This window comes from Gallaecimonas zhanjiangensis, assembly GCF_057624825.1.
Genome location: NZ_CM172603.1, coordinates 38,013 through 56,224, shown reverse-complemented (window position 1 = coordinate 56,224; position 18,212 = coordinate 38,013). Strand labels below are relative to the sequence as shown.

18 protein-coding genes and 3 rRNA genes are annotated in these 18,212 nt (G+C 57.0%); 7 read left to right on the top strand and 14 right to left on the bottom strand.

The features are described 5' to 3' along the window. The first annotated feature begins 50 nt into the window (after positions 1-50). The 4 genes from AC22G1_RS00245 (at position 51) to AC22G1_RS00230 (ending at position 3,013) form a co-directional block, all read left to right on the top strand. Positions 51-623 (top strand): hypothetical protein, encoded by a 573-nt coding sequence (locus AC22G1_RS00245; RefSeq protein ID WP_487315020.1) that lies wholly within the window; start codon positions 51-53, stop codon positions 621-623. Positions 624-632: 9 nt separating this feature from the next. Continuing rightward, the gene (locus AC22G1_RS00240; RefSeq protein WP_487315019.1) at positions 633-1,709 is read left to right on the top strand and encodes a rhomboid family intramembrane serine protease; all 1,077 of its coding nucleotides are present in this window, start codon (positions 633-635) and stop codon (positions 1,707-1,709) included. A gap of 74 nt (positions 1,710-1,783) precedes the next feature. Then, on the top strand, positions 1,784-2,347 hold the full coding sequence (locus AC22G1_RS00235) for a hypothetical protein (protein ID WP_487315018.1): 564 nt from the start codon (positions 1,784-1,786) through the stop codon (positions 2,345-2,347). A 105-nt stretch (positions 2,348-2,452) separates the two neighbouring features. Continuing rightward, positions 2,453-3,013, top strand: a complete 561-nt coding sequence (locus tag AC22G1_RS00230) for a hypothetical protein (protein WP_487315017.1) — start codon at positions 2,453-2,455, stop codon at positions 3,011-3,013. Here AC22G1_RS00230 and AC22G1_RS00225 read toward each other — a convergent pair. The 7 genes from AC22G1_RS00225 to AC22G1_RS00195 all read right to left on the bottom strand — a co-directional run bounded on the left by AC22G1_RS00225 (position 3,010) and on the right by AC22G1_RS00195 (position 10,981). Continuing rightward, the gene (locus AC22G1_RS00225; protein ID WP_487315016.1) at positions 3,010-3,711 is read right to left on the bottom strand and encodes a 2OG-Fe(II) oxygenase; all 702 of its coding nucleotides are present in this window, start codon (positions 3,709-3,711) and stop codon (positions 3,010-3,012) included. The genes AC22G1_RS00230 and AC22G1_RS00225 overlap by 4 nt on opposite strands. A 94-nt stretch (positions 3,712-3,805) precedes the next feature. After that, positions 3,806-4,627, bottom strand: a complete 822-nt coding sequence (locus AC22G1_RS00220) for a PDZ domain-containing protein (protein ID WP_487315015.1) — start codon at positions 4,625-4,627, stop codon at positions 3,806-3,808. 2 nt (positions 4,628-4,629) lie between these two features. Then, entirely contained in the window at positions 4,630-4,968 is a 339-nt protein-coding gene (locus AC22G1_RS00215) for a hypothetical protein (protein WP_487315014.1), read from the bottom strand. After that, entirely contained in the window at positions 4,958-5,512 is a 555-nt protein-coding gene (locus tag AC22G1_RS00210; RefSeq protein WP_487315013.1) for an RNA polymerase sigma factor, read from the bottom strand. Before AC22G1_RS00210 ends, AC22G1_RS00215 begins: the two co-directional genes overlap by 11 nt. Before the next feature lie 576 nt (positions 5,513-6,088). Then, positions 6,089-6,203, bottom strand: a 5S ribosomal RNA gene (gene rrf, locus AC22G1_RS00205). Between the two features lie 116 nt (positions 6,204-6,319). Then, positions 6,320-9,215, bottom strand: a 23S ribosomal RNA gene (locus AC22G1_RS00200). Positions 9,216-9,444: 229 nt separating this feature from the next. Further along, positions 9,445-10,981: ribosomal RNA gene (locus AC22G1_RS00195) — 16S ribosomal RNA — on the bottom strand. The 16S, 23S and 5S rRNA genes sit together here, the layout of an rRNA operon. 397 nt (positions 10,982-11,378) lie before the next feature. On the opposite strand from AC22G1_RS00195, the gene AC22G1_RS00190 reads away from it, so the two are divergent. After that, positions 11,379-11,906, top strand: a complete 528-nt coding sequence (locus tag AC22G1_RS00190; protein ID WP_487315012.1) for a gamma carbonic anhydrase family protein — start codon at positions 11,379-11,381, stop codon at positions 11,904-11,906. On the opposite strand, the gene AC22G1_RS00185 is transcribed toward AC22G1_RS00190, so the two are convergent. Continuing rightward, on the bottom strand, positions 11,903-12,154 hold the full coding sequence (locus AC22G1_RS00185) for a DUF1488 family protein (RefSeq protein WP_487315011.1): 252 nt from the start codon (positions 12,152-12,154) through the stop codon (positions 11,903-11,905). The two genes, AC22G1_RS00190 and AC22G1_RS00185, sit on opposite strands and share 4 nt — an antisense overlap. Further along, positions 12,151-12,954: a shikimate dehydrogenase gene (gene aroE, locus AC22G1_RS00180; RefSeq protein ID WP_487316763.1), complete on the bottom strand. Its 804-nt coding sequence runs from the start codon at positions 12,952-12,954 to the stop codon at positions 12,151-12,153. The genes AC22G1_RS00185 and aroE overlap by 4 nt, the downstream gene beginning before the upstream one ends. A gap of 34 nt (positions 12,955-12,988) precedes the next feature. Here aroE and AC22G1_RS00175 point away from each other — a divergent pair, with 34 nt between their 5' ends. After that, a complete protein-coding gene (locus AC22G1_RS00175; RefSeq protein WP_083446019.1) occupies positions 12,989-13,390 on the top strand; it encodes a group II truncated hemoglobin in 402 nt (133 codons plus the stop codon). Between the two features lie 24 nt (positions 13,391-13,414). Here AC22G1_RS00175 and hemF read toward each other — a convergent pair whose 3' ends face one another. The 3 genes from hemF to AC22G1_RS00160 all read right to left on the bottom strand — a co-directional run bounded on the left by hemF (position 13,415) and on the right by AC22G1_RS00160 (position 15,502). After that, entirely contained in the window at positions 13,415-14,326 is a 912-nt protein-coding gene (hemF, locus tag AC22G1_RS00170) for an oxygen-dependent coproporphyrinogen oxidase (RefSeq protein ID WP_487315010.1), read from the bottom strand. Position 14,327: 1 nt separating this feature from the next. Beyond that, the gene (gene tsaC / locus AC22G1_RS00165; protein WP_487315009.1) at positions 14,328-14,873 is read right to left on the bottom strand and encodes an L-threonylcarbamoyladenylate synthase type 1 TsaC; all 546 of its coding nucleotides are present in this window, start codon (positions 14,871-14,873) and stop codon (positions 14,328-14,330) included. A gap of 71 nt (positions 14,874-14,944) precedes the next feature. Then, positions 14,945-15,502: a topoisomerase DNA-binding C4 zinc finger domain-containing protein gene (locus AC22G1_RS00160; protein WP_487315008.1), complete on the bottom strand. Its 558-nt coding sequence runs from the start codon at positions 15,500-15,502 to the stop codon at positions 14,945-14,947. Between the two features lie 71 nt (positions 15,503-15,573). Here AC22G1_RS00160 and AC22G1_RS00155 point away from each other — a divergent pair, with 71 nt between their 5' ends. Continuing rightward, positions 15,574-16,674: a 2OG-Fe(II) oxygenase gene (locus tag AC22G1_RS00155; protein WP_487315007.1), complete on the top strand. Its 1,101-nt coding sequence runs from the start codon at positions 15,574-15,576 to the stop codon at positions 16,672-16,674. Here AC22G1_RS00155 and AC22G1_RS00150 read toward each other — a convergent pair. Continuing rightward, positions 16,666-17,139 (bottom strand): DUF494 family protein, encoded by a 474-nt coding sequence (locus AC22G1_RS00150; RefSeq protein ID WP_487315006.1) that lies wholly within the window; start codon positions 17,137-17,139, stop codon positions 16,666-16,668. The genes AC22G1_RS00155 and AC22G1_RS00150 overlap by 9 nt on opposite strands. Next, positions 17,132-18,208: a DNA-processing protein DprA gene (gene dprA / locus AC22G1_RS00145; RefSeq protein WP_487315005.1), complete on the bottom strand. Its 1,077-nt coding sequence runs from the start codon at positions 18,206-18,208 to the stop codon at positions 17,132-17,134. Before dprA ends, AC22G1_RS00150 begins: the two co-directional genes overlap by 8 nt. Positions 18,209-18,212: the final 4 nt, after the last annotated feature.

The following is an 18,212-nucleotide window of genomic DNA, read 5'->3' as shown; positions in this document are numbered from 1 at the left end:
TGTCATAATCGTTAAGATGCGCGGCTAGATTTTGTTCAAGGAAGAAGTACATGGACAAGGATGCTGTATCCCGCCCGGGCCGCCGGCCCAAGCTCGACAATTCCGAACTCACCAAAACCGGTTTCTGGGTTGGCCAGATCTTCATGCTGATCGCCACCGTGCTGGGGGTCTTCCTCGCTTCCCAGGAAGGGCTTACCCAGGCCATCACCTTCAATGACTTGGACGACCAGCAGAAGAACTACTACCTGCGCCGCTCCCTGCACGACGAACTGGCCGACAACATTAAGCTGGTGCGCCAGTACGCCGAGGTGATCAAGGACCAAAGCCCCATGCACTTCAAGCGCTACCACCCGCGCCTGCAGTTTTACGTGTGGGAGAGCATGAAGTACAACCCCAACACCTTGCAGACCCCCAGTGAATATATCGCCGGGGTGCGCCGCTATTACGCCGAGTTGGACGAAATCATCGACAACGGCGAACGCATGAGTTTCAGCACCGCTTACTTCCTGCAGCAGCTCAAAGAAAAAACCGACGCCGCCGAACAAGACACCCTCAAGGGCCTGGAACACAACATTCAGGGCTTGAAGGGCTCATTACAAAAATCCGGCATCTCAGTGGAGTAACCCCAACACATGAAGAACTGCCCTCATTGCCAGTCAGCCAAACTACAACCCACCCGTTATCACGGTGAGGAAGTAGACGTGTGCCGCCAGTGCGGCGGGCTCTGGTTTGAAAAAGGCGAGCTCGACCAAGTGCTGGCCGCCGCCGATGACGACTACGACAAGGTCGAGGTGGAAAACACCCCCGGCTATGACCTGGGTAAAACCACCCTCAAGTGCCCCAACTGCAGCGAGCTGATGGTGCGCAACCACCTGCTGCCGGGCTACGAAGTGGAAGTGGACCGCTGCCCCAACGGCCACGGGCTCTGGATAGACAAAGACGAACTGGAAGAGACCCACAACGCCAGCCAACTGCACAGCCACCTTGGCCAGCTGAACGGTAAGGTGAACTGGAAGACCTGGGTGTTCCAGTTCCTGACCCAGATGCCGGTGGAGTACAACATCAAGCCCAAGCGCCGCCCCTGGATGACCTGGCTGCTGGTGCTGCTAAACAGCGTTATCTTTATTGCTGGCATCCTCTCGCCGGAGCTTGGCGAGCTGTTCTACAGCGGCGCCATGGTGCCCAACGAGGTTAGCCACGGCGAGCACCTTAGCGCCCTTATCAGCAGCCAGTTCCTACACGGCGGCTGGATGCACCTTATCGGCAACATGTACTTCCTGTGGCTGACCGGCGACAACCTCGAAGATGCCCTGGGCCATTGGCGCTTTTTGGGACTGTACCTGCTTTGTGGCCTGGCTGCGGCCCTGGCGCAGACCCTGATTGACCCGGCGTCGGTTATCCCCACCATCGGTGCCTCAGGCGCCATTGCCGGCCTGTTCGGCATGTACCTGCTGTGGTTTCGCAAGGCCAGCATCACCTTCATGTTCTTTGTCTACCAGAAGAAGCTGCCGCCCTGGGTGTTCTTCCTTATCTGGGTGGGCATCAACATTTTCGGCATGCTGACCGGCGGCCAGGGCGTCGCCTACATGGCGCACCTGGGCGGCTTTGCTGCCGGCCTGCTGCTGGGCTGGGCCTTGCTGGGCTGGGTGCGGCGCCGCTACCCGGTGCTGCTGGCACTGGACCATCCCAAGTTGATGGTCGCTCGTTGACAGAACCGGGCCAAGGCCCGGTTTTTTGCATTGATTCATTTGCTGTAGCTGTGAAAAAAAAGAAGGACCCGACCATGGAAACAAACTCCCCCAAACGCCGCCCTAAACTGGACAACTCGGAACTGGTGAAAACCGGCTTCTGGGTAGGGCAAATCTTTATGCTGATGGCCACCGTGCTGGGTGTGTATCTCGCCTCCCAACAAGGCCTGAGCCAAGCCATTGCCTTTAGCGACATCGACGATCTGCAAAAGAACTATTACCTGCGCAGCTCGCTGCATGACGAGCTGGCCGACAACGTGCAGGTGATCCGCGATTACATCAAAGCGGTGAAGGAAGACAAACCCTACGACCTGAAGCTCTACCACCCGCAACTGGAGTTCTATATCTGGGACGCCATGAAGTTCAACAGCAACACCCTGCAAACCCCCAGCGCCTACCTCTCGGCGGTGCGCCGTTACTACAGTCAGATAAAGCACCTGATAGACAGGGGTGAGCACCGTACTTATGGCCGTGACTACTTTCTGGATCTGCTGGCCAAGAAGACAGACGCCATCGAGCAAGGAGCGCTCAAGGACCTGGCCGCCAACGCCGCAGCGTTGAAGCAGGACCTCAAAGCCAACAACGTTGCCGTTGAGTAAGGTAAATTAAGACTTTTCTTCCTTATTCAGGGAGATAGCCCCTTGCCAGGGCCGGGCTGCTGGCCATAATAACGCCTCAATTCAAGACGCACGGATGTGGTTGTTATGGAAAGCGAACAAAAACCCCGGCCCAGGCTGGATAACTCCGAGCTGGTAAAAACCGGCTTTTGGGTCGGCCAGGTCTTTATGCTGCTGGCCACCGTGCTGGGGGTTTACCTGGCCGCCCAGCAGGGCCTGAGCCAGGCCATTACCTTCAGCGATATCGACGATCAGCAAAAAAATTACTACCTGCGCCGCTCGTTGCACGACGAACTGGCCGACAACGTGCGTATCGTCCGCGAATACGCCGATACGGTGGAAAAGGAACGGCCGTTCGACCTCACCGAATATCACCCCAGGTTGCAGACCTTTATCTGGAACAACATGCGTTATTCCGACCAGACCCTGCAAACGCCCAGCGAATTTCTCACCGCCGCCCGGCGCTTTTATGCCGGCGTTGACGAACTGGTGGGTAAAGGGGAAAAGGCCATTTATGCCCGCGCCTATTTTGTGCCCCGGCTGCGGGCCCTGGCCGATGACATGGAGCAGCACACCCTCAAGGACATGCAGGCCGACACCGACCAGCTCAAGGCGCAGCTGGCCAGCCTCGGAGTGACCGTCAATTAACCTTTGGCGTTGCCGTAGAGCTGCTCGGCGCGGTTGAACATCACCCAGGATGTGAGGATGTATTTGTCCCCCGACAGGGGGGCATTACCCCTGTGGCTGTGGGTAAAGCCGGCCGGGGCGATAACCATGCGGCCTTTTTTGGGCTGCACCCGGTGGCGCTGGTAGAAGAACTCGGTCTCGCCGCCGTCGGCCACGTCATTGAGGTAATACATCCACAGCAATACCCGGTGCAGCGGCTCGTTGTGAGGGGACTGGGGGAACACCTCGGAATGCCAATGAGGGTAACCACCGGTTTGCTGCTGGTAATGCTGCAGGTTGATATAGCCGCTGCGGTAGAAATGGCGCACCAGAGCGTTCAGGTTGGGGCGCCCGGCCTCCAGGTAATTCTCAGGGGTGAGGGTCACCGGCTGGCCCGTTGCCGGGTGTACCACCTGAGGCGATACCGCTCCCATCAGCAGCATGAAATGCTTGTCCAGGTAGGCGCGGATATGGGGGTAGGTCTGGGCCATGATGGCCTGGTGCATGTCCTGCCAGTGCGGGTGCCTGTCCAGGGTGATGTCGCGGCTGCGCTTCTTGCTGGTATCAACGCCGCCACCGGTGAGGCCCGGCGCCACCGCCGGCTCTTCGGCAAAGCGGGCCAGCAGCGTGTCGCAAAGGTCAGCCGGCAAGGCATTATCAATCACTTCAATAAATTGCATGGTCTTTTAACTTCCCTATCCAGAGCCCCTACCTTGCCTTGCCCCCCGGCAAATGAAAAGGAAAAGGCGGCCATGGCCGCCTCTCATGTTGCCCTCAGGGGCAGGCCTTGTCGGCCACCTTCCACATCACCGGCTCCCAGAACTGCGACTTGTAGGTCTTGAAGCGGTTTTCAGGCAGGAACTTGGCCGCCATGTAATAGACCTTGTTGGGCTCGACATCGATGGTCAGGAGCTTCGCGTTCTCCATCCCCATACCGCGATGAGACAGGCGGTAATCGGTAATGAGCTCATGCAAGGCAATAGTGTGGCGCCCAGGGGGCAGCTCGAAGCTGTCGATGGTACGCAGTACCCCCTTGCCGTCGATACTGTTCACATAGGCAGGGTAGAGGTCGCGGGCCTGGGGCGGAGTAAAGAACACCGATACCCGGCCACACTGGCCAGGGTCGATGGCGGCAGTGGCGGCCTTAGGCTGGATCTCCAAGCGCCAGGCGGGGATCACTTTGACGTGTACTTCGGTAGAAAAGCTGCTCTTCTCCTTGCCTCTTTGCACCTGCACGCTAAGGGCAGCGCCGTTTTCTAATTCATTGAGCTGGGCCAGCACGTCCTTGAGTTCGCGTCTGTTGGTCAACTTGCCATTGACCGACAACACCTTGTCACCCTTTTGAATGCCCATCTGGGCGGCGTCGGAGCCCGGTGTTACCGCCACCACCTCGAAATCCTTGTTCATCACCGCGCCCCAGTCGTAAAAGCGCCGGGCTGGCTCTTCCAGTACCTGGTGTTTGATGTTGCCGTCGCTCTCTGCCGCCATCACTGCCGCCCGGGCCCGCTCTCGGGCCAACTGCTCGGCGTCGTTATCGGCCGCCATGGTCGGCAGCGAAGTCAGGACCAGTAAGCCCAACAACCAAAGTGCTCTCATGATTACTCCTCAGGGCGTGATGCCATGTCATCAAGGATCTGCTGGCGCCGCTGCCACTGGGCATTGAGCGCCTGGTCGGAATCGGCATAAAGGTAAGCCTGCTGCAATTGCCGATCTTGCTGAGTCAATTCGTAAGGCACCATGGGGCCGGCCACCTCGGGCTTTGGCCACAGCAACAGTGCCAGCAGCGCCACCGCCGCCGAGCCCGCCCAGGACCATACCCGCACCGGGCGTTTGAGCCCGCCGTCAATGCCCTGCCACAAGGTTTCATCCAAGGGTTGGCTGGGTAGTCGCTGTAAGCGGGCTGCTAAGTGCCGCTCAAAATCCTGTTCAGCCTGCATCTTGCCAATCTCCGTTACTTGCCCAGACCGCCAGTTTTGCCAGGGCCCGGCGATAACGCTGGCGCACCGCCGCTTCCTTCATGGCAAAAAGGGTTGCCAGTTCCCGGTGCTCGAAGCCTTCTACCGCATAGAGCCAAACCAGCGCCCGCTCCAGATCCGGCAGCCGGACCAGCAAAGCATCGATATCGTCCAGTACCGCCAGTTGCTCGGTGGCGTTGCTCCAGTCCGGCGCCAGTTCGGCGCTGTCGAGGCTTTGCTCAAGGCGCTGCCCTTTAAAACCGTCGAGCGCCAGGTTGACCACCAGCCTTTTCAGCCAACCACCAAAAGCGCCGGGCTCTTGCAAGGACGGCAAGGCAGTAAAGGCCTTGATAAAGGCGTCTTGCACCAGATCCCGGGCATCCGCCTCATGGCGGGTCATCGCTAGCGCCAGGCGATAAACCGGGTCGTAGAACACCTCAAACAGCTGTCGCTGCGCCCGGCGCTGCCCTTTGGCGGCACGCCGGATCACGTCTTTGTCGATGTCCCTTGCAAAGCCCGTCGCCACAGCTTCTCCACTGGATTTTGGTCATAAGACGATAGCAGCCACCAAAGTGTGACAACGACAGGCACAAAAAATCCGTCTGTGGACAGACAGTTGCCTGAAAACACCGCGCCGCCCAGCGTCAATGCACGACATTCAGGAAAAGGGCTTATTTCTAAAAAATGAGATTGAGGAGGGGGCCAAGAAGTTGAACAAGGAGTCAGGCGTAAATGAAGCCCAGCGGTGGCCAGCTCAGGGACAAGCCCTTCGCGCTACAAGCCTGAGCCAGTGCCACCGGCACTGCCTCTCGCGTTGCGACCGGCTTTTCGCTCTCCTCTCATCTGGGAAGGACGCTGCCTGCGGCAGCGGCTTGTTTGCGTTCGCCATGTGCGGTTAACGAAGCAGCATCACATGGCGACAAGCGCGTCGGGAACCGGCGCTTGGACGTGCGCAGCACGGTCCCGCAGGGACGGTTGGCAGGGATGCCAACCGCCATGCCACACCGCTAGCGGCGGTGGCCGTGATGTGAGGATGGGCGCCGTTAGGCGCTATAAACGAAAAAACCCCAGCCGTAGGGCTGGGGTTCTTCGTTTATTAGGTGCCTGGCGGTGACCTACTCTCACATGGCGAATGCCACACTACCATCGGCGCGGCTGCGTTTCACTTCTGAGTTCGGAATGGAGTCAGGTGGTTCCACAGCGCTATTGCCGCCAGGCGAATTCGTTTAAGTCCGCTCTTGCGAGCCAACTTATCAATTCGGATTAAGCTGATAACAGTGCTTTCGATTCTCTCGCCTTACTTTGGCGTCCCACAAAACCCTTTGGGTGTTGTATGGTTAAGCCGCACGGGCAATTAGTACTGGTTAGCTCAACGTATCGCTACGCTTACACACCCAGCCTATCAACGTCGTAGTCTTCAACGACCCTTTAGGAGACTCGAAGTCTCAGGGATGACTCATCTCAGGGCTCGCTTCCCGCTTAGATGCTTTCAGCGGTTATCGATTCCGAACTTAGCTACCGGGCAGTGCCACTGGCGTGACAACCCGAACACCAGAGGTTCGTTCACTCCGGTCCTCTCGTACTAGGAGCAACTCCCTTCAATCATCCAACGCCCACGGCAGATAGGGACCGAACTGTCTCACGACGTTCTGAACCCAGCTCGCGTACCACTTTAAATGGCGAACAGCCATACCCTTGGGACCGACTTCAGCCCCAGGATGTGATGAGCCGACATCGAGGTGCCAAACACCGCCGTCGATATGAACTCTTGGGCGGTATCAGCCTGTTATCCCCGGAGTACCTTTTATCCGTTGAGCGATGGCCCTTCCATTCAGAACCACCGGATCACTATGACCTACTTTCGTACCTGCTCGACGTGTCTGTCTCGCAGTTAAGCTGGCTTATGCCATTGCACTAACCTCCTGATGTCCGACCAGGATTAGCCAACCTTCGTGCTCCTCCGTTACGCTTTAGGAGGAGACCGCCCCAGTCAAACTACCCACCAGACACTGTCCTCAACCCGGATAACGGGTCTAAGTTAGAACATCAAACATACCAGGGTGGTATTTCAAGGTTGGCTCCACCCGAACTGGCGTCCGGGTTTCATAGCCTCCCACCTATCCTACACAAGTAGGCTCAATGTTCAGTGTCAAGCTGTAGTAAAGGTTCACGGGGTCTTTCCGTCTAGCCGCGGGTACACTGCATCTTCACAGCGATTTCAATTTCACTGAGTCTCGGATGGAGACAGCATGGCCATGGTTACACCATTCGTGCAGGTCGGAACTTACCCGACAAGGAATTTCGCTACCTTAGGACCGTTATAGTTACGGCCGCCGTTTACCGGGGCTTCGATCAAGAGCTTCACCTTACGGCTAACCCCATCAATTAACCTTCCGGCACCGGGCAGGTGTCACACCGTATACGTCCTCTTTCGAGTTTGCACAGTGCTGTGTTTTTGATAAACAGTCCCAGCCATCTGGTCACTGCGACTCTCGTCTGCTTACGGAGCAAGTCCTTCACAAACAAGAGCGTACCTTCTCCCGAAGTTACGGTACTATTTTGCCTAGTTCCTTCACCCGAGTTCTCTCAAGCGCCTTAGTATTCTCTACCTGACCACCAGTGTTGGTTTGGGGTACGGTTCCTATGCAACTGAAGCTTAGAGGCTTTTCCTGGAAGCGTGGCATCAACAGCTTCGTCACCGTGGTGACTCGTCTCGTGTCTCGGAATTAAGCGCCCGGATTTACCTAAGCACTCTCCCTACGCACTTTCACATGGACAACCAACGCCATGCCTGCCTAGCCTTCTCCGTCCCCCCATCGCATTGCATAGAAGTACAGAAATATTAATCTGTTTCCCATCGACTACGGCTTTCGCCCTCGCCTTAGGAGCCGACTCACCCTGCCCCGATTAACGTTGGACAGGAACCCTTGGTCTTCCGGCGTGGAGGTTTTTCACCCCCATTAACGTTACTCATGTCAGCATTCGCACTTCTGATACCTCCAGCATGCCTCCCGACACACCTTCGCAGGCTTACAGAACGCTCCTCTACCGCTCACGCTAAGCGTGAACCCGTAGCTTCGGTGCATAGCTTAGCCCCGTTACATCTTCCGCGCAGACCGACTCGACTAGTGAGCTATTACGCTTTCTTTAAAGGGTGGCTGCTTCTAAGCCAACCTCCTAGCTGTCTAAGCCTTTCCACATCGTTTCCCACTTAGCTATGACTTTGGGACCTTAGCTGACGGTCTGGGTTGTTTCCCTTTTGACAACGGACGTTAGCACCCGCTGTCTGTCTCCCGGATAGTACTCTTGGGTATTCGGAGTTTGCATGGGTTTGGTAAGTCGGGATGACCCCCTAGCCCAAACAGTGCTCTACCCCCCAAGGTATTCGTCCGAGGCGCTACCTAAATAGCTTTCGAGGAGAACCAGCTATCTCCCGGTTTGATTGGCCTTTCACCCCTAATCACAGGTCATCCCCTACTTTTGCAACAGTAGTGGGTTCGGTCCTCCAGTACCTGTTACGGCACCTTCAACCTGCCCATGACTAGATCACCGGGTTTCGGGTCTATACCTTGCGACTGGACGCCCAGTTAAGACTCGGTTTCCCTACGGCTCCCCTATTCGGTTAACCTCGCCACAAAATATAAGTCGCTGACCCATTATACAAAAGGTACGCAGTCACACCACGAAGGTGCTCCTACTGCTTGTACGTACAGGGTTTCAGGTTCTATTTCACTCCCCTCGCCGGGGTTCTTTTCGCCTTTCCCTCACGGTACTGGTTCACTATCGGTCAGTTAGGAGTATTTAGCCTTGGAGGATGGTCCCCCCATATTCAGTCAAGATACCACGTGTCCCGACCTACTCATCGTGTGCAACAACAGCTGGCATTTCATGTACGGGACTATCACCCTGTATCGCGGCACTTTCCAGAGCCTTCCACTATACCAACCGCTGATAAACACACTGGGCTCTTTCCCGTTCGCTCGCCGCTACTGAGGAAATCTCAATTGATTTCTGTTCCTCGGGGTACTTAGATGTTTCAGTTCTCCCGGTTCGCCTCTGCACCCTATGTATTCAGATACAGATACTGACTTATGTCAGTGGGTTTCCCCATTCGGAAATCATTGGCTCAAGCGGTTCTTATCACCTCACCAATGCTTATCGCAGATTAGCACGTCCTTCATCGCCTCTAACTGCCTAGGCATCCACCCTGTACGCTTAGTCACTTAACCATACAACCCCTAAGGGTTTCGCTTGCGCGAACATATCGCCCGTTAATGGCGACATCCGTATGTGACTAACACCTGGTTTTTCGCCGGACGCTCAAAGTAAAACTTGAGAATCTCGTTTAAATTGCAGTGTTATCAGCTTTCCGAATTGTTAAAGAACTAGAAAGCCCGCTCGAAAGCGGGCTTTTCCAAATAATCTGTGTGGACACTGCAACAGCAGGTATCTCTTTAGTAAGGAGGTGATCCAGCCGCAGGTTCCCCTACGGCTACCTTGTTACGACTTCACCCCAGTCATGAACCACACCGTGGTAAACGCCCTCCCGAAGGTTAAGCTATCTACTTCTGGTGCAGCCCACTCCCATGGTGTGACGGGCGGTGTGTACAAGGCCCGGGAACGTATTCACCGTGGCATTCTGATCCACGATTACTAGCGATTCCGACTTCACGGAGTCGAGTTGCAGACTCCGATCCGGACTACGACGCGCTTTTTGGGATCCGCTTACTATCGCTAGCTTGCTTCCCTCTGTACGCGCCATTGTAGCACGTGTGTAGCCCTACTCGTAAGGGCCATGATGACTTGACGTCGTCCCCACCTTCCTCCGGTTTATCACCGGCAGTCTCCTTTGAGTTCCCGACATTACTCGCTGGCAACAAAGGATAAGGGTTGCGCTCGTTGCGGGACTTAACCCAACATTTCACAACACGAGCTGACGACAGCCATGCAGCACCTGTCTTAGCGTTCCCGAAGGCACCAAGGTATCTCTACCAAGTTCGCTAGATGTCAAGAGTAGGTAAGGTTCTTCGCGTTGCATCGAATTAAACCACATGCTCCACCGCTTGTGCGGGCCCCCGTCAATTCATTTGAGTTTTAACCTTGCGGCCGTACTCCCCAGGCGGTCAACTTAACGCGTTAGCTCCGGAGTCCACGTTTCAAGAACACAAACTCCAAGTTGACATCGTTTACGGCGTGGACTACCAGGGTATCTAATCCTGTTTGCTCCCCACGCTTTCGCACCTGAGCGTCAGTCTTTGGCCAGGGGGTTGCCTTCGCCATTGATGTTCCTTCCGATCTCTACGCATTTCACCGCTACACCGGAAATTCCACCCCCCTCTCCAAGACTCTAGCTTGCCAGTCTTAAATGCAATTCCCAGGTTAAGCCCGGGGCTTTCACATCTAACTTAACAAGCCGCCTGCGTGCGCTTTACGCCCAGTAATTCCGATTAACGCTTGCACCCTCCGTATTACCGCGGCTGCTGGCACGGAGTTAGCCGGTGCTTCTTCTGCGAGTAACGTCACAGCTGATACGTATTAAGCATCAACCTTTCCTCCTCGCTGAAAGTGCTTTACAACCCGAAGGCCTTCTTCACACACGCGGCATGGCTGGATCAGGCTTGCGCCCATTGTCCAATATTCCCCACTGCTGCCTCCCGTAGGAGTCTGGGCCGTGTCTCAGTCCCAGTGTGGCTGATCATCCTCTCAGACCAGCTAGGGATCGTCGCCTTGGTGAGCCGTTACCTCACCAACTAGCTAATCCCACGTAGGTGCATCTGATAGCAAGAGGCCCGAAGGTCCCCCTCTTTGGTCCGTAGACATCATGCGGTATTAGCCATCGTTTCCAATGGTTATCCCCCACTATCAGGCAGCTCCCTACGTATTACTCACCCGTCCGCCGCTCTCAAGGGAAGCAAGCTCCCCTCTACCGCTCGACTTGCATGTGTTAGGCCTGCCGCCAGCGTTCAATCTGAGCCATGATCAAACTCTTCAATTAAAAGTGTTTGATGCTCAATGAATTGCTGAAGTGTTGAACACTTCACTTCATCGAGTAGTTCTCAATTTTTGAGTCTACCCAACTGTGAGTGCCCACACAGATTACTTGGATTCAATTGTTAAAGAGCGTCGTTCTCGTCGAACGTGGGAGCGCATTCTACACTCCCGAGATTCAAAGTCAACACCTTGAATCGCAAAAAGTTAAGTTAACATGTTGTTATCATTTAACTTTTTACCCTTCGTTTTGCTCGCTTCAGCGCTGGCGTCCCGTCGGTGAAGTGGCATTATAGGGATGGCGCGCCGGCCTGCAAGGGGTATTTGAAAGTTTTCTTTCAACCGCTGTTTTATTAAACGAAAGGCGCGAAAAACGTTGGTTTATTAGACGAAAGGGGCCTCGAATGAGCCTTGAAAGCTATAAAGGTGTCCTGCCTGCCTTGGGCGAAGGGACTTATGTACACGGTAGCAGTGTGCTGGTTGGCGATATTGTGGTCGGTAAGGACAGTTCCATCTGGCCTTTGGTGGCCGCCAGGGGGGATGTGAACCATATCCGCATCGGTGAGCGCTCCAATGTGCAGGACGGAACCGTACTGCATGTAACCCGCAAACATAAGGAAGTGCCGGAGGGTTACCCGCTTATCATCGGTGACGATGTGACGGTGGGGCATAAATGCATGCTCCATGGCTGCCAGCTGGGTAACCGCATTCTGGTGGGCATGGGCGCTATCGTGATGGACGGGGTAGTAGTAGAAGACGATGTGATCATCGGTGCCGGTAGCCTGGTGCCGCCGGGCAAGCATTTGGCCTCGGGCTACCTTTATGTCGGCTCACCGGTAAAGCAGGTGCGCCCCCTTAATGAAGGAGAGCGCGCTTTCTTGTCTGTCTCGGCCGACAACTACGTGCGGCTCAAGAACGAATACCTGGCTTAATCGAAATGCAGTTCGCCCTGGACATCCAGGGCTTCTGCGGCGATTGCCTCTTCTATTACTTCTTCCATGCGCAACTGCTCACGGGTGATGAGGTCCTCGGCCTGGGCGGCCAGCAGCTGTGGCTCGTCAAACCAGCTGGCATGGAAGAAACAGGGAATGCGCCAGCCGTTCAAGGTGGCATCCAGGCGGATGCTGCCGCTGGCCTCGTCAAAGACCGCGCTTTCGAGAAACTGAATAGCCTGGTTCATGCCCCCTCCTTCATCTGTGCCAACACCTGCTGCCAGTCAGGCTCGATGCCTCGCCATAACCTGAAGCTTTCTGCCCCCTGGGCCACCAGCATGCCAAGGCCGTCACTGCTGATCTTGCAGCCGTTCTCCAAAGCCCAGCGCTCAAAGGTAGTGCCGCCGGGTTTGTACACCAGATCATAGGCCAGACTGGCGCCTGCAAAGATACCGGGGGATACCAGAGGCAATTCCCCTGTTAATGAGGCGGCAGTGGCGTTGAGGATAATGTCAAAGTGCCGGCCCGCCAGCCCATCCATAGCGGCCACCTCTATGGCGAAGATCTCGGCTAGCGCCTGTGCCTTGCCAAGGGTACGGTTGGCAAGGGTCAGGCTTTGGGGGGTTTCATCCAGTAAAGGGCCGAGGATACCGCGGGTGGCACCGCCAGCCCCCAGCACCAAAATCCGGCTGCCGCAAAGCTCGGCGCCAAGGCGCTTAAGGTCTGCCACCAAGCCAACACCATCGGTGTTATCCCCCAGCCAACTGCCATCAGCTTGCAGGGCCAAGGTGTTAACCGCGCCGGCGAGTGTGGCCCTTGGGGTTAATCGGCTGGCCCAGGCAAAGGCTTCTTCTTTAAAGGGAACTGTGACATTGGCGCCTTTGAGGCCACCGACAACCAAGGCGTTAAGGGTCTCGGCGAAACCGCCCAGAGGTGCCAGGGTGCGGTCGTAGCTGATATGATCGCCGGCCAATTGGGCAAAACGGGCATGCATGGCGGGAGAACGGCTGTGCTCAACCGGATTGCCAATCACAGTGTAGTGGTCCATAGAAGCGCTTATGTTGAAGTGGTTGAAGTCGAAGATGAGCATATCAGCACACCCCAGTCCTGAACGCACCCCTTATCAGCTGCTCGGCGGAGAGGCGGCGGTGCGGCGGCTGGCCGAGACCTTTTATGACATTATGGCCACCGACCCCAAAGCCGCCGAGCTGCTGGCCATTCACCCCCAGCCCATGGATTCCATCCGCCAGCGGTTTTTTGAATTCTTAAGTGGCTGGTTGGGCGGCCCGGGCCTGTTTGAGCAAAAATACGGCCACCCCATGCTAAGGGCCAGGCATATGCCCTTCCCTGTTACCCAGACTCTGCGCGACCAATGGATGTATTGCATGGAAGAAGCGCTGAACCGCGAGGTGAAGCACCCGCCGCTGAAAAAGTCGTTGCTGAACGCCTTCTCGCCCCTGGCGACCCATATGATCAACCAGTAAAAAAGCGGCCTAAAGGCCGCTTTTTTATTCCGCCAGCCACTCTCGTGGGTGCAGATAATCTTGCAGCTCGGCCTCCCGGCTGCCGGGCTCCGGCTGGTAGCTGTATTCCCAGCGGGCCAGAGGCGGCATGGACATCAAGATGCTCTCGGTGCGGCCGCCAGTTTGCAGGCCAAAGAGAGTGCCTCTGTCCCACACCAGATTGAATTCAACATAGCGGCCACGGCGGTAAAGCTGGAATTGGCGCTCGGCCTCGGTGGTGGGAGTGTCCTTGCGGCGGTTGAGGATTGGCACATAGGCCTGGCAATAACCCTTGCCCACCGCCTGCATGTAGGCAAAGCAGGTGTCGAAATCCCATTGGTTGAGATCGTCAAAGAACAAACCGCCCACACCACGGGTCTCGCCCCGGTGTTTGAGATAGAAGTAGTCGTCGCACCAGGTTTTAAAGCGCGGGTAGACATCTTCGCCAAAAGGCAGCGACAGCTCCATTGCCACCTGGTGCCAGTGTTTGACGTCGTCCAGCACCGGGTAGAAAGGGGTGAGATCAAACCCGCCGCCAAACCACCACACCGGCTCTTCCCCTTCCTTCTCGGCAAAGAAGAAGCGGACATTGGCGTGGCTGGTGGGCACATGGGGGTTTTTGGGGTGGATAACCAGGCTGACCCCAAGAGCATGAAAGCTGCGCCCTTCAAGCTCGGGGCGATGGGCCGTGGCTGACGCCGGCATCTTGTCACCAAACACATGGGAAAAGTTGACCCCGCCCTGCTCGATAACAGCGCCGGCCGCCAGCACCCGGGTACGGCCACCACCGCCGCCCGGCCTTTGCCAGGCGTCTTCCACGAATTTGCCTTGGCCGTCGGCCGCTTCCAGTTGGGCGCAGATATCGTCTTGCAGCGCCAACAAAAAGGCTTTTACTTCTTCCAGGCGGGGGTGGCTCATATTAGTCCCTGTACTGCTGGCCGGTAATGGCATCAAAGATCTGGGTGGGTTTTTCAAGGCCGCCCACGTCACCCTCAACCACCAGTACCGCATCGCCAAAGTGCTGGCGTACTGCTTCGGCGGTCATCAGCGGTGGCTCGCCAGCCTTGTTGCAGCTGGTGGATACGATGGGCTTGCCGTACGCCTCGCAAAGACTGCGCACCAAGGGGTGGTCGCTGACCCTGACCGCCAGGCTGTCATGTTTGCCTTTAAGCCAATTCGGCACGTCCTTTTTAGCGGGCATTACCCAGGTAACCGGGCCTGGCCAGCGGGAAAACACCGCAAAGCGCCGGTCTTGGGGAATGTCGTTGTCACGGATGTATTTGAGGGCGTGGGAATAACTGGCAGCCACCACGATAAGGCCCTTGGCCGGGTCGCGCTCCTTAAGCGCCAGCAAGGCACGGACAGCCTCTTCGTTGTCCGGGTCACAGCCCAGGCCAAACACCGCTTCGGTGGGATAGGCGATGAGGCCGCCATTTTGCAGATGTTCTATAACAGCGTCGTACATGGTCAGGTGCAGCTAATAGGTATTGGCCACATTCTAGCCCCGTTGCTGGCCGGGTTGAATGCAAGATGGCCTCAGGGCAGCGATTTTTGTCCCTCGCAGCCCTTCACCGGGCAGCGCAGCACCTCTTGCCCCTTTTGGCTGCGCCGCACCATGACGGCCCAACCGCAAACAGGGCAGGATTCTTTGACCGGCGGGTCGTTAAGGACATATTTGCACTTGGGGTAACGGTCACAGGCGTAAAAGGTTTTACCGAAACGGTTAACCCGCTCCAGCAACTCACCTTCGCCGCAGCTGGGGCAGGAGGTGCCGGTGTCTTTTTCGTCCTGGTCTTCGGCAATGTAGTGGCAGACCGGGAAGGCGCTACACCCGATAAACATGCCATAGCGGCCTTGTTTTACCGCCAGCGGCGCACCGCATTGCGGGCATGGCGCTTCGTCGAGCACTTTGAGCACGGCGCTTTCATGGCCCTTGACCGGCCGGGTGTAATCGCACCCCGGATAGCCGCTACAACCGATGAAGCTGCTTTTGCCCACATGGCGCATCACCAGCGCCTGGCCACACTGGGGGCAAGCTTCATCGAGGCGCTCGTGGCTGTGGGTGTCAAAGAGACTGTGATCAATTTTGGACATGCACCACCTTTTAACATTGCGGTCACAGGGGTAAGGTTGAGCGTCAGTCGTAACCCTTGTTGCCAATCCATATGCTCAATGCCCCAGTACCGCCGCACATTCTAAACCAGATCCTCGCCAAGGCCGATGCCGGAGACAGTACCGCCCGCCAACAAGCGGCCTTGCTGCTGGCCTGCGCCCCGTTCGTGGCCGCCGATTTAAAGGCGGCCGCCCGATATCAACACGGCGTGGCATTGCCACCAGCGGTGACCATCAAGACAGCTTACACCTTGGAACATTGGCCCGAGGCGCAGCTTATCGAGCGGCTGCTGGCGACCCACAACGCCGAAATGCAGCTGCTGGCCGCCCTTATTCTTGATTGCCGGAGCCAACGGCAACAGGCGCTCGAGCTGATGCAGGGGTTGGACACCCAGGCTTTGCCACTGCTGGGTTACCTGCTTTCCTACGGTACTGATAACCCGACAACTTGGCTGGCTAAGAGCCCGGCCCAGCATCCGCTGGTGCAACTTCGCCAGCAGGAGCTCAATGCCCCCTACCCGGCCGTCACGGCCAGCGACACCGAGCTGCCTGCCAGCATGGCGCTAATGGAGGGCTTTATCAGCCCCATGGCCTGCGCCTATCTGAAATGGACTTCTGCCCCCTGGCTGGCGCCGGCACAAACAGTGGACCCTAAGACCGGCAAATCCCTCACTCACCAAATACGAACCAATGCCTCGATGACCTTCAGCAGCGGCCTGGCCTGCCCTTTTGTGATCTGGCTGGAAAGGCAGATAGCCGAGGCCGTTGGCCTGCCGGCCCAATGCCAGGAGGGGACAGGAGTGCTGCATTACCAGCCTGGCCAGGCGTTTCGGCCCCACTTCGATGCCTTCGACCCAAGCCAGGGCGGCGCCCAGCATTTGCTTGCCGACGGCGGGCAGCGGGCCACCACGGTGCTGATTTATCTCAACGAAGATTTTACGGGGGGAGAAACCGACTTTCCCCGGCTGAACTTCAGGTTCAGGGGCAAGATGGGCGACTTGCTGACCTTCAGCAACCTAGATGCCGAAGGCCAGCGAGACGAATTGTCCCTTCATCAGGGACTGTCAACCGGTGCTGGCGTGAAGTGGCTGTTATCCAAATGGATAAGGCAGAAGCCCACCGATCACGGCCAGCGCCTGCACGGGTCAGTGTAGAAGCTCGCCCGGTTCCTCAAAGAGCAGGTTTTCCATCTTGGCGTAGGCGTTTTCCTGACCTGGCACGTTAAACAGCACCATCAGTACCACCCACTTGAGGTCTTCAAGGGAGATCACTGATTGTTCCAGATCCATCAGACGGTCTATCGCCATTTCCCTGGTTTCCCCACTCAGCACCTGGATCTGCTCCAAGAACATCAGAAAGCCACGGCACTGGGCGTCCAGGCGCAGCATTTCTTCGTCGGTGTAGATGCGGATGCTGTACTGAGGCACATTGACCAGAAAAGGTCTTTCGCCATTTTCCTGCAGCGCTGCCAGACGCTCCAGCCAAGCCAATGCCTTGAAGATCTCTTCGTGGCGAAAGCCTGCCCGGGATAACTCGTCGGTGAGCTGCTCGTGGTCCATCATGATTTCCACTTCGGAATGGACATAGTTTTCAAACAAATACATGAGGACATCAAACATGCGACTGCCTCCTCTGTCGGACATACCCGCCCGGGACACGGCACACCAAGCCTTGCATCTCCAGGTCGAGCAAATATGAGAGGACGACTTCCACCGCCAGCTTTGACCGTTCCACGATCTCATCAAGCGGTGTGGTGTCATCTCCTACATTATCCAGAACCGGATGCGCTGGCAATCCTCGCGGCGCTTCCACTGCTTTGATCGGCCCCAAATGCCAGCTCTTTAGGGCCAGCATCACATCTTCGGCATCACTGGCAAGGATTGCCCCTTCCTTGATCAGTTGCAGGCAACCGGCCGCCTGAGGATTAAAGGGCGTACCGGGCACCGCCAGCACCTCGCGCCCCGCTTCTCCCGCCAACCTGGCGGTGATAAGCGACCCAGACTGTATACCGGCTTCAATCACCAGGGTTGCCAGACTCAGACCGGCAATAATGCGATTTCGTTGCGGGAACAGCGGCGCCATGGAGGCGGTGCCCGGCGGCATTTCGCTGATGAGCGCCCCTTGGGCCGCGATTTGCTCGAACAGGGCCTGATGGCGCCGGGGATAGCAACAATCAAGCCCGCCGGCCAATACTGCCAGGGTCGGCGCGCCAGCATTAAGCGCTAACTGATGAGCAAGGCCATCAATGCCCAGCGCCAGCCCGGACGTAATGGCAAGGCCGCTGCCAAGCAAGGGTTCAAGGATGGCCAGGGCCGAGCGCCCGGCCGGGGTGGGTTTGCGGCTACCCACCACCGCCAGTTGCGGCCTCTCAAGTAGCGCGCAATCTCCTCTGACAAAAAGCCGCACCGGCGGCCAGGGGCTTTCGCTCAATAACGCCGGGTAATCGTCGTCCCCCAGAAATAGCAGCCGAGCTTCGCTTTGCGCCACCCAAGCCAGAATGCTGTCGACCTTGGCCCAGTCCAGGCTCTGGCGGCTCTTGATAAAGCCTGCGGGTACGCCCGCTTGTGCCAACTCATCGGGACTTGCCGCCAACAAAAACGCCGGTGACCAAAAGGCCAGCCGGCGCCACTGTGTTGCCCTGACACCCGGCAGCAGAGATAAGGCCAACTGCTGCCTGATGTCGTCCATGGGG

What these genes read in the sequence shown, in the direction of transcription:
- aroE (WP_487316763.1), bottom strand. Translation starts at nt 12,954, where the DNA reads ATGGACCACTACACTGTGATTGGCAATCCGGTTGAGCACAGCCGTTCT.
- AC22G1_RS00240 (WP_487315019.1), top strand. Translation starts at nt 633, where the DNA reads ATGAAGAACTGCCCTCATTGCCAGTCAGCCAAACTACAACCCACCCGT.
- AC22G1_RS00215 (WP_487315014.1), bottom strand. Translation starts at nt 4,968, where the DNA reads ATGCAGGCTGAACAGGATTTTGAGCGGCACTTAGCAGCCCGCTTACAG.
- dprA (WP_487315005.1), bottom strand. Translation starts at nt 18,208, where the DNA reads ATGGACGACATCAGGCAGCAGTTGGCCTTATCTCTGCTGCCGGGTGTC.
- AC22G1_RS00220 (WP_487315015.1), bottom strand. Translation starts at nt 4,627, where the DNA reads ATGAGAGCACTTTGGTTGTTGGGCTTACTGGTCCTGACTTCGCTGCCG.
- AC22G1_RS00225 (WP_487315016.1), bottom strand. Translation starts at nt 3,711, where the DNA reads ATGCAATTTATTGAAGTGATTGATAATGCCTTGCCGGCTGACCTTTGC.
- AC22G1_RS00230 (WP_487315017.1), top strand. Translation starts at nt 2,453, where the DNA reads ATGGAAAGCGAACAAAAACCCCGGCCCAGGCTGGATAACTCCGAGCTG.
- hemF (WP_487315010.1), bottom strand. Translation starts at nt 14,326, where the DNA reads ATGAGCCACCCCCGCCTGGAAGAAGTAAAAGCCTTTTTGTTGGCGCTG.
- AC22G1_RS00150 (WP_487315006.1), bottom strand. Translation starts at nt 17,139, where the DNA reads ATGTTTGATGTCCTCATGTATTTGTTTGAAAACTATGTCCATTCCGAA.
- AC22G1_RS00160 (WP_487315008.1), bottom strand. Translation starts at nt 15,502, where the DNA reads ATGTCCAAAATTGATCACAGTCTCTTTGACACCCACAGCCACGAGCGC.
- AC22G1_RS00185 (WP_487315011.1), bottom strand. Translation starts at nt 12,154, where the DNA reads ATGAACCAGGCTATTCAGTTTCTCGAAAGCGCGGTCTTTGACGAGGCC.
- AC22G1_RS00235 (WP_487315018.1), top strand. Translation starts at nt 1,784, where the DNA reads ATGGAAACAAACTCCCCCAAACGCCGCCCTAAACTGGACAACTCGGAA.
- AC22G1_RS00245 (WP_487315020.1), top strand. Translation starts at nt 51, where the DNA reads ATGGACAAGGATGCTGTATCCCGCCCGGGCCGCCGGCCCAAGCTCGAC.
- AC22G1_RS00155 (WP_487315007.1), top strand. Translation starts at nt 15,574, where the DNA reads ATGCTCAATGCCCCAGTACCGCCGCACATTCTAAACCAGATCCTCGCC.
- AC22G1_RS00190 (WP_487315012.1), top strand. Translation starts at nt 11,379, where the DNA reads ATGAGCCTTGAAAGCTATAAAGGTGTCCTGCCTGCCTTGGGCGAAGGG.
- tsaC (WP_487315009.1), bottom strand. Translation starts at nt 14,873, where the DNA reads ATGTACGACGCTGTTATAGAACATCTGCAAAATGGCGGCCTCATCGCC.
- AC22G1_RS00175 (WP_083446019.1), top strand. Translation starts at nt 12,989, where the DNA reads ATGAGCATATCAGCACACCCCAGTCCTGAACGCACCCCTTATCAGCTG.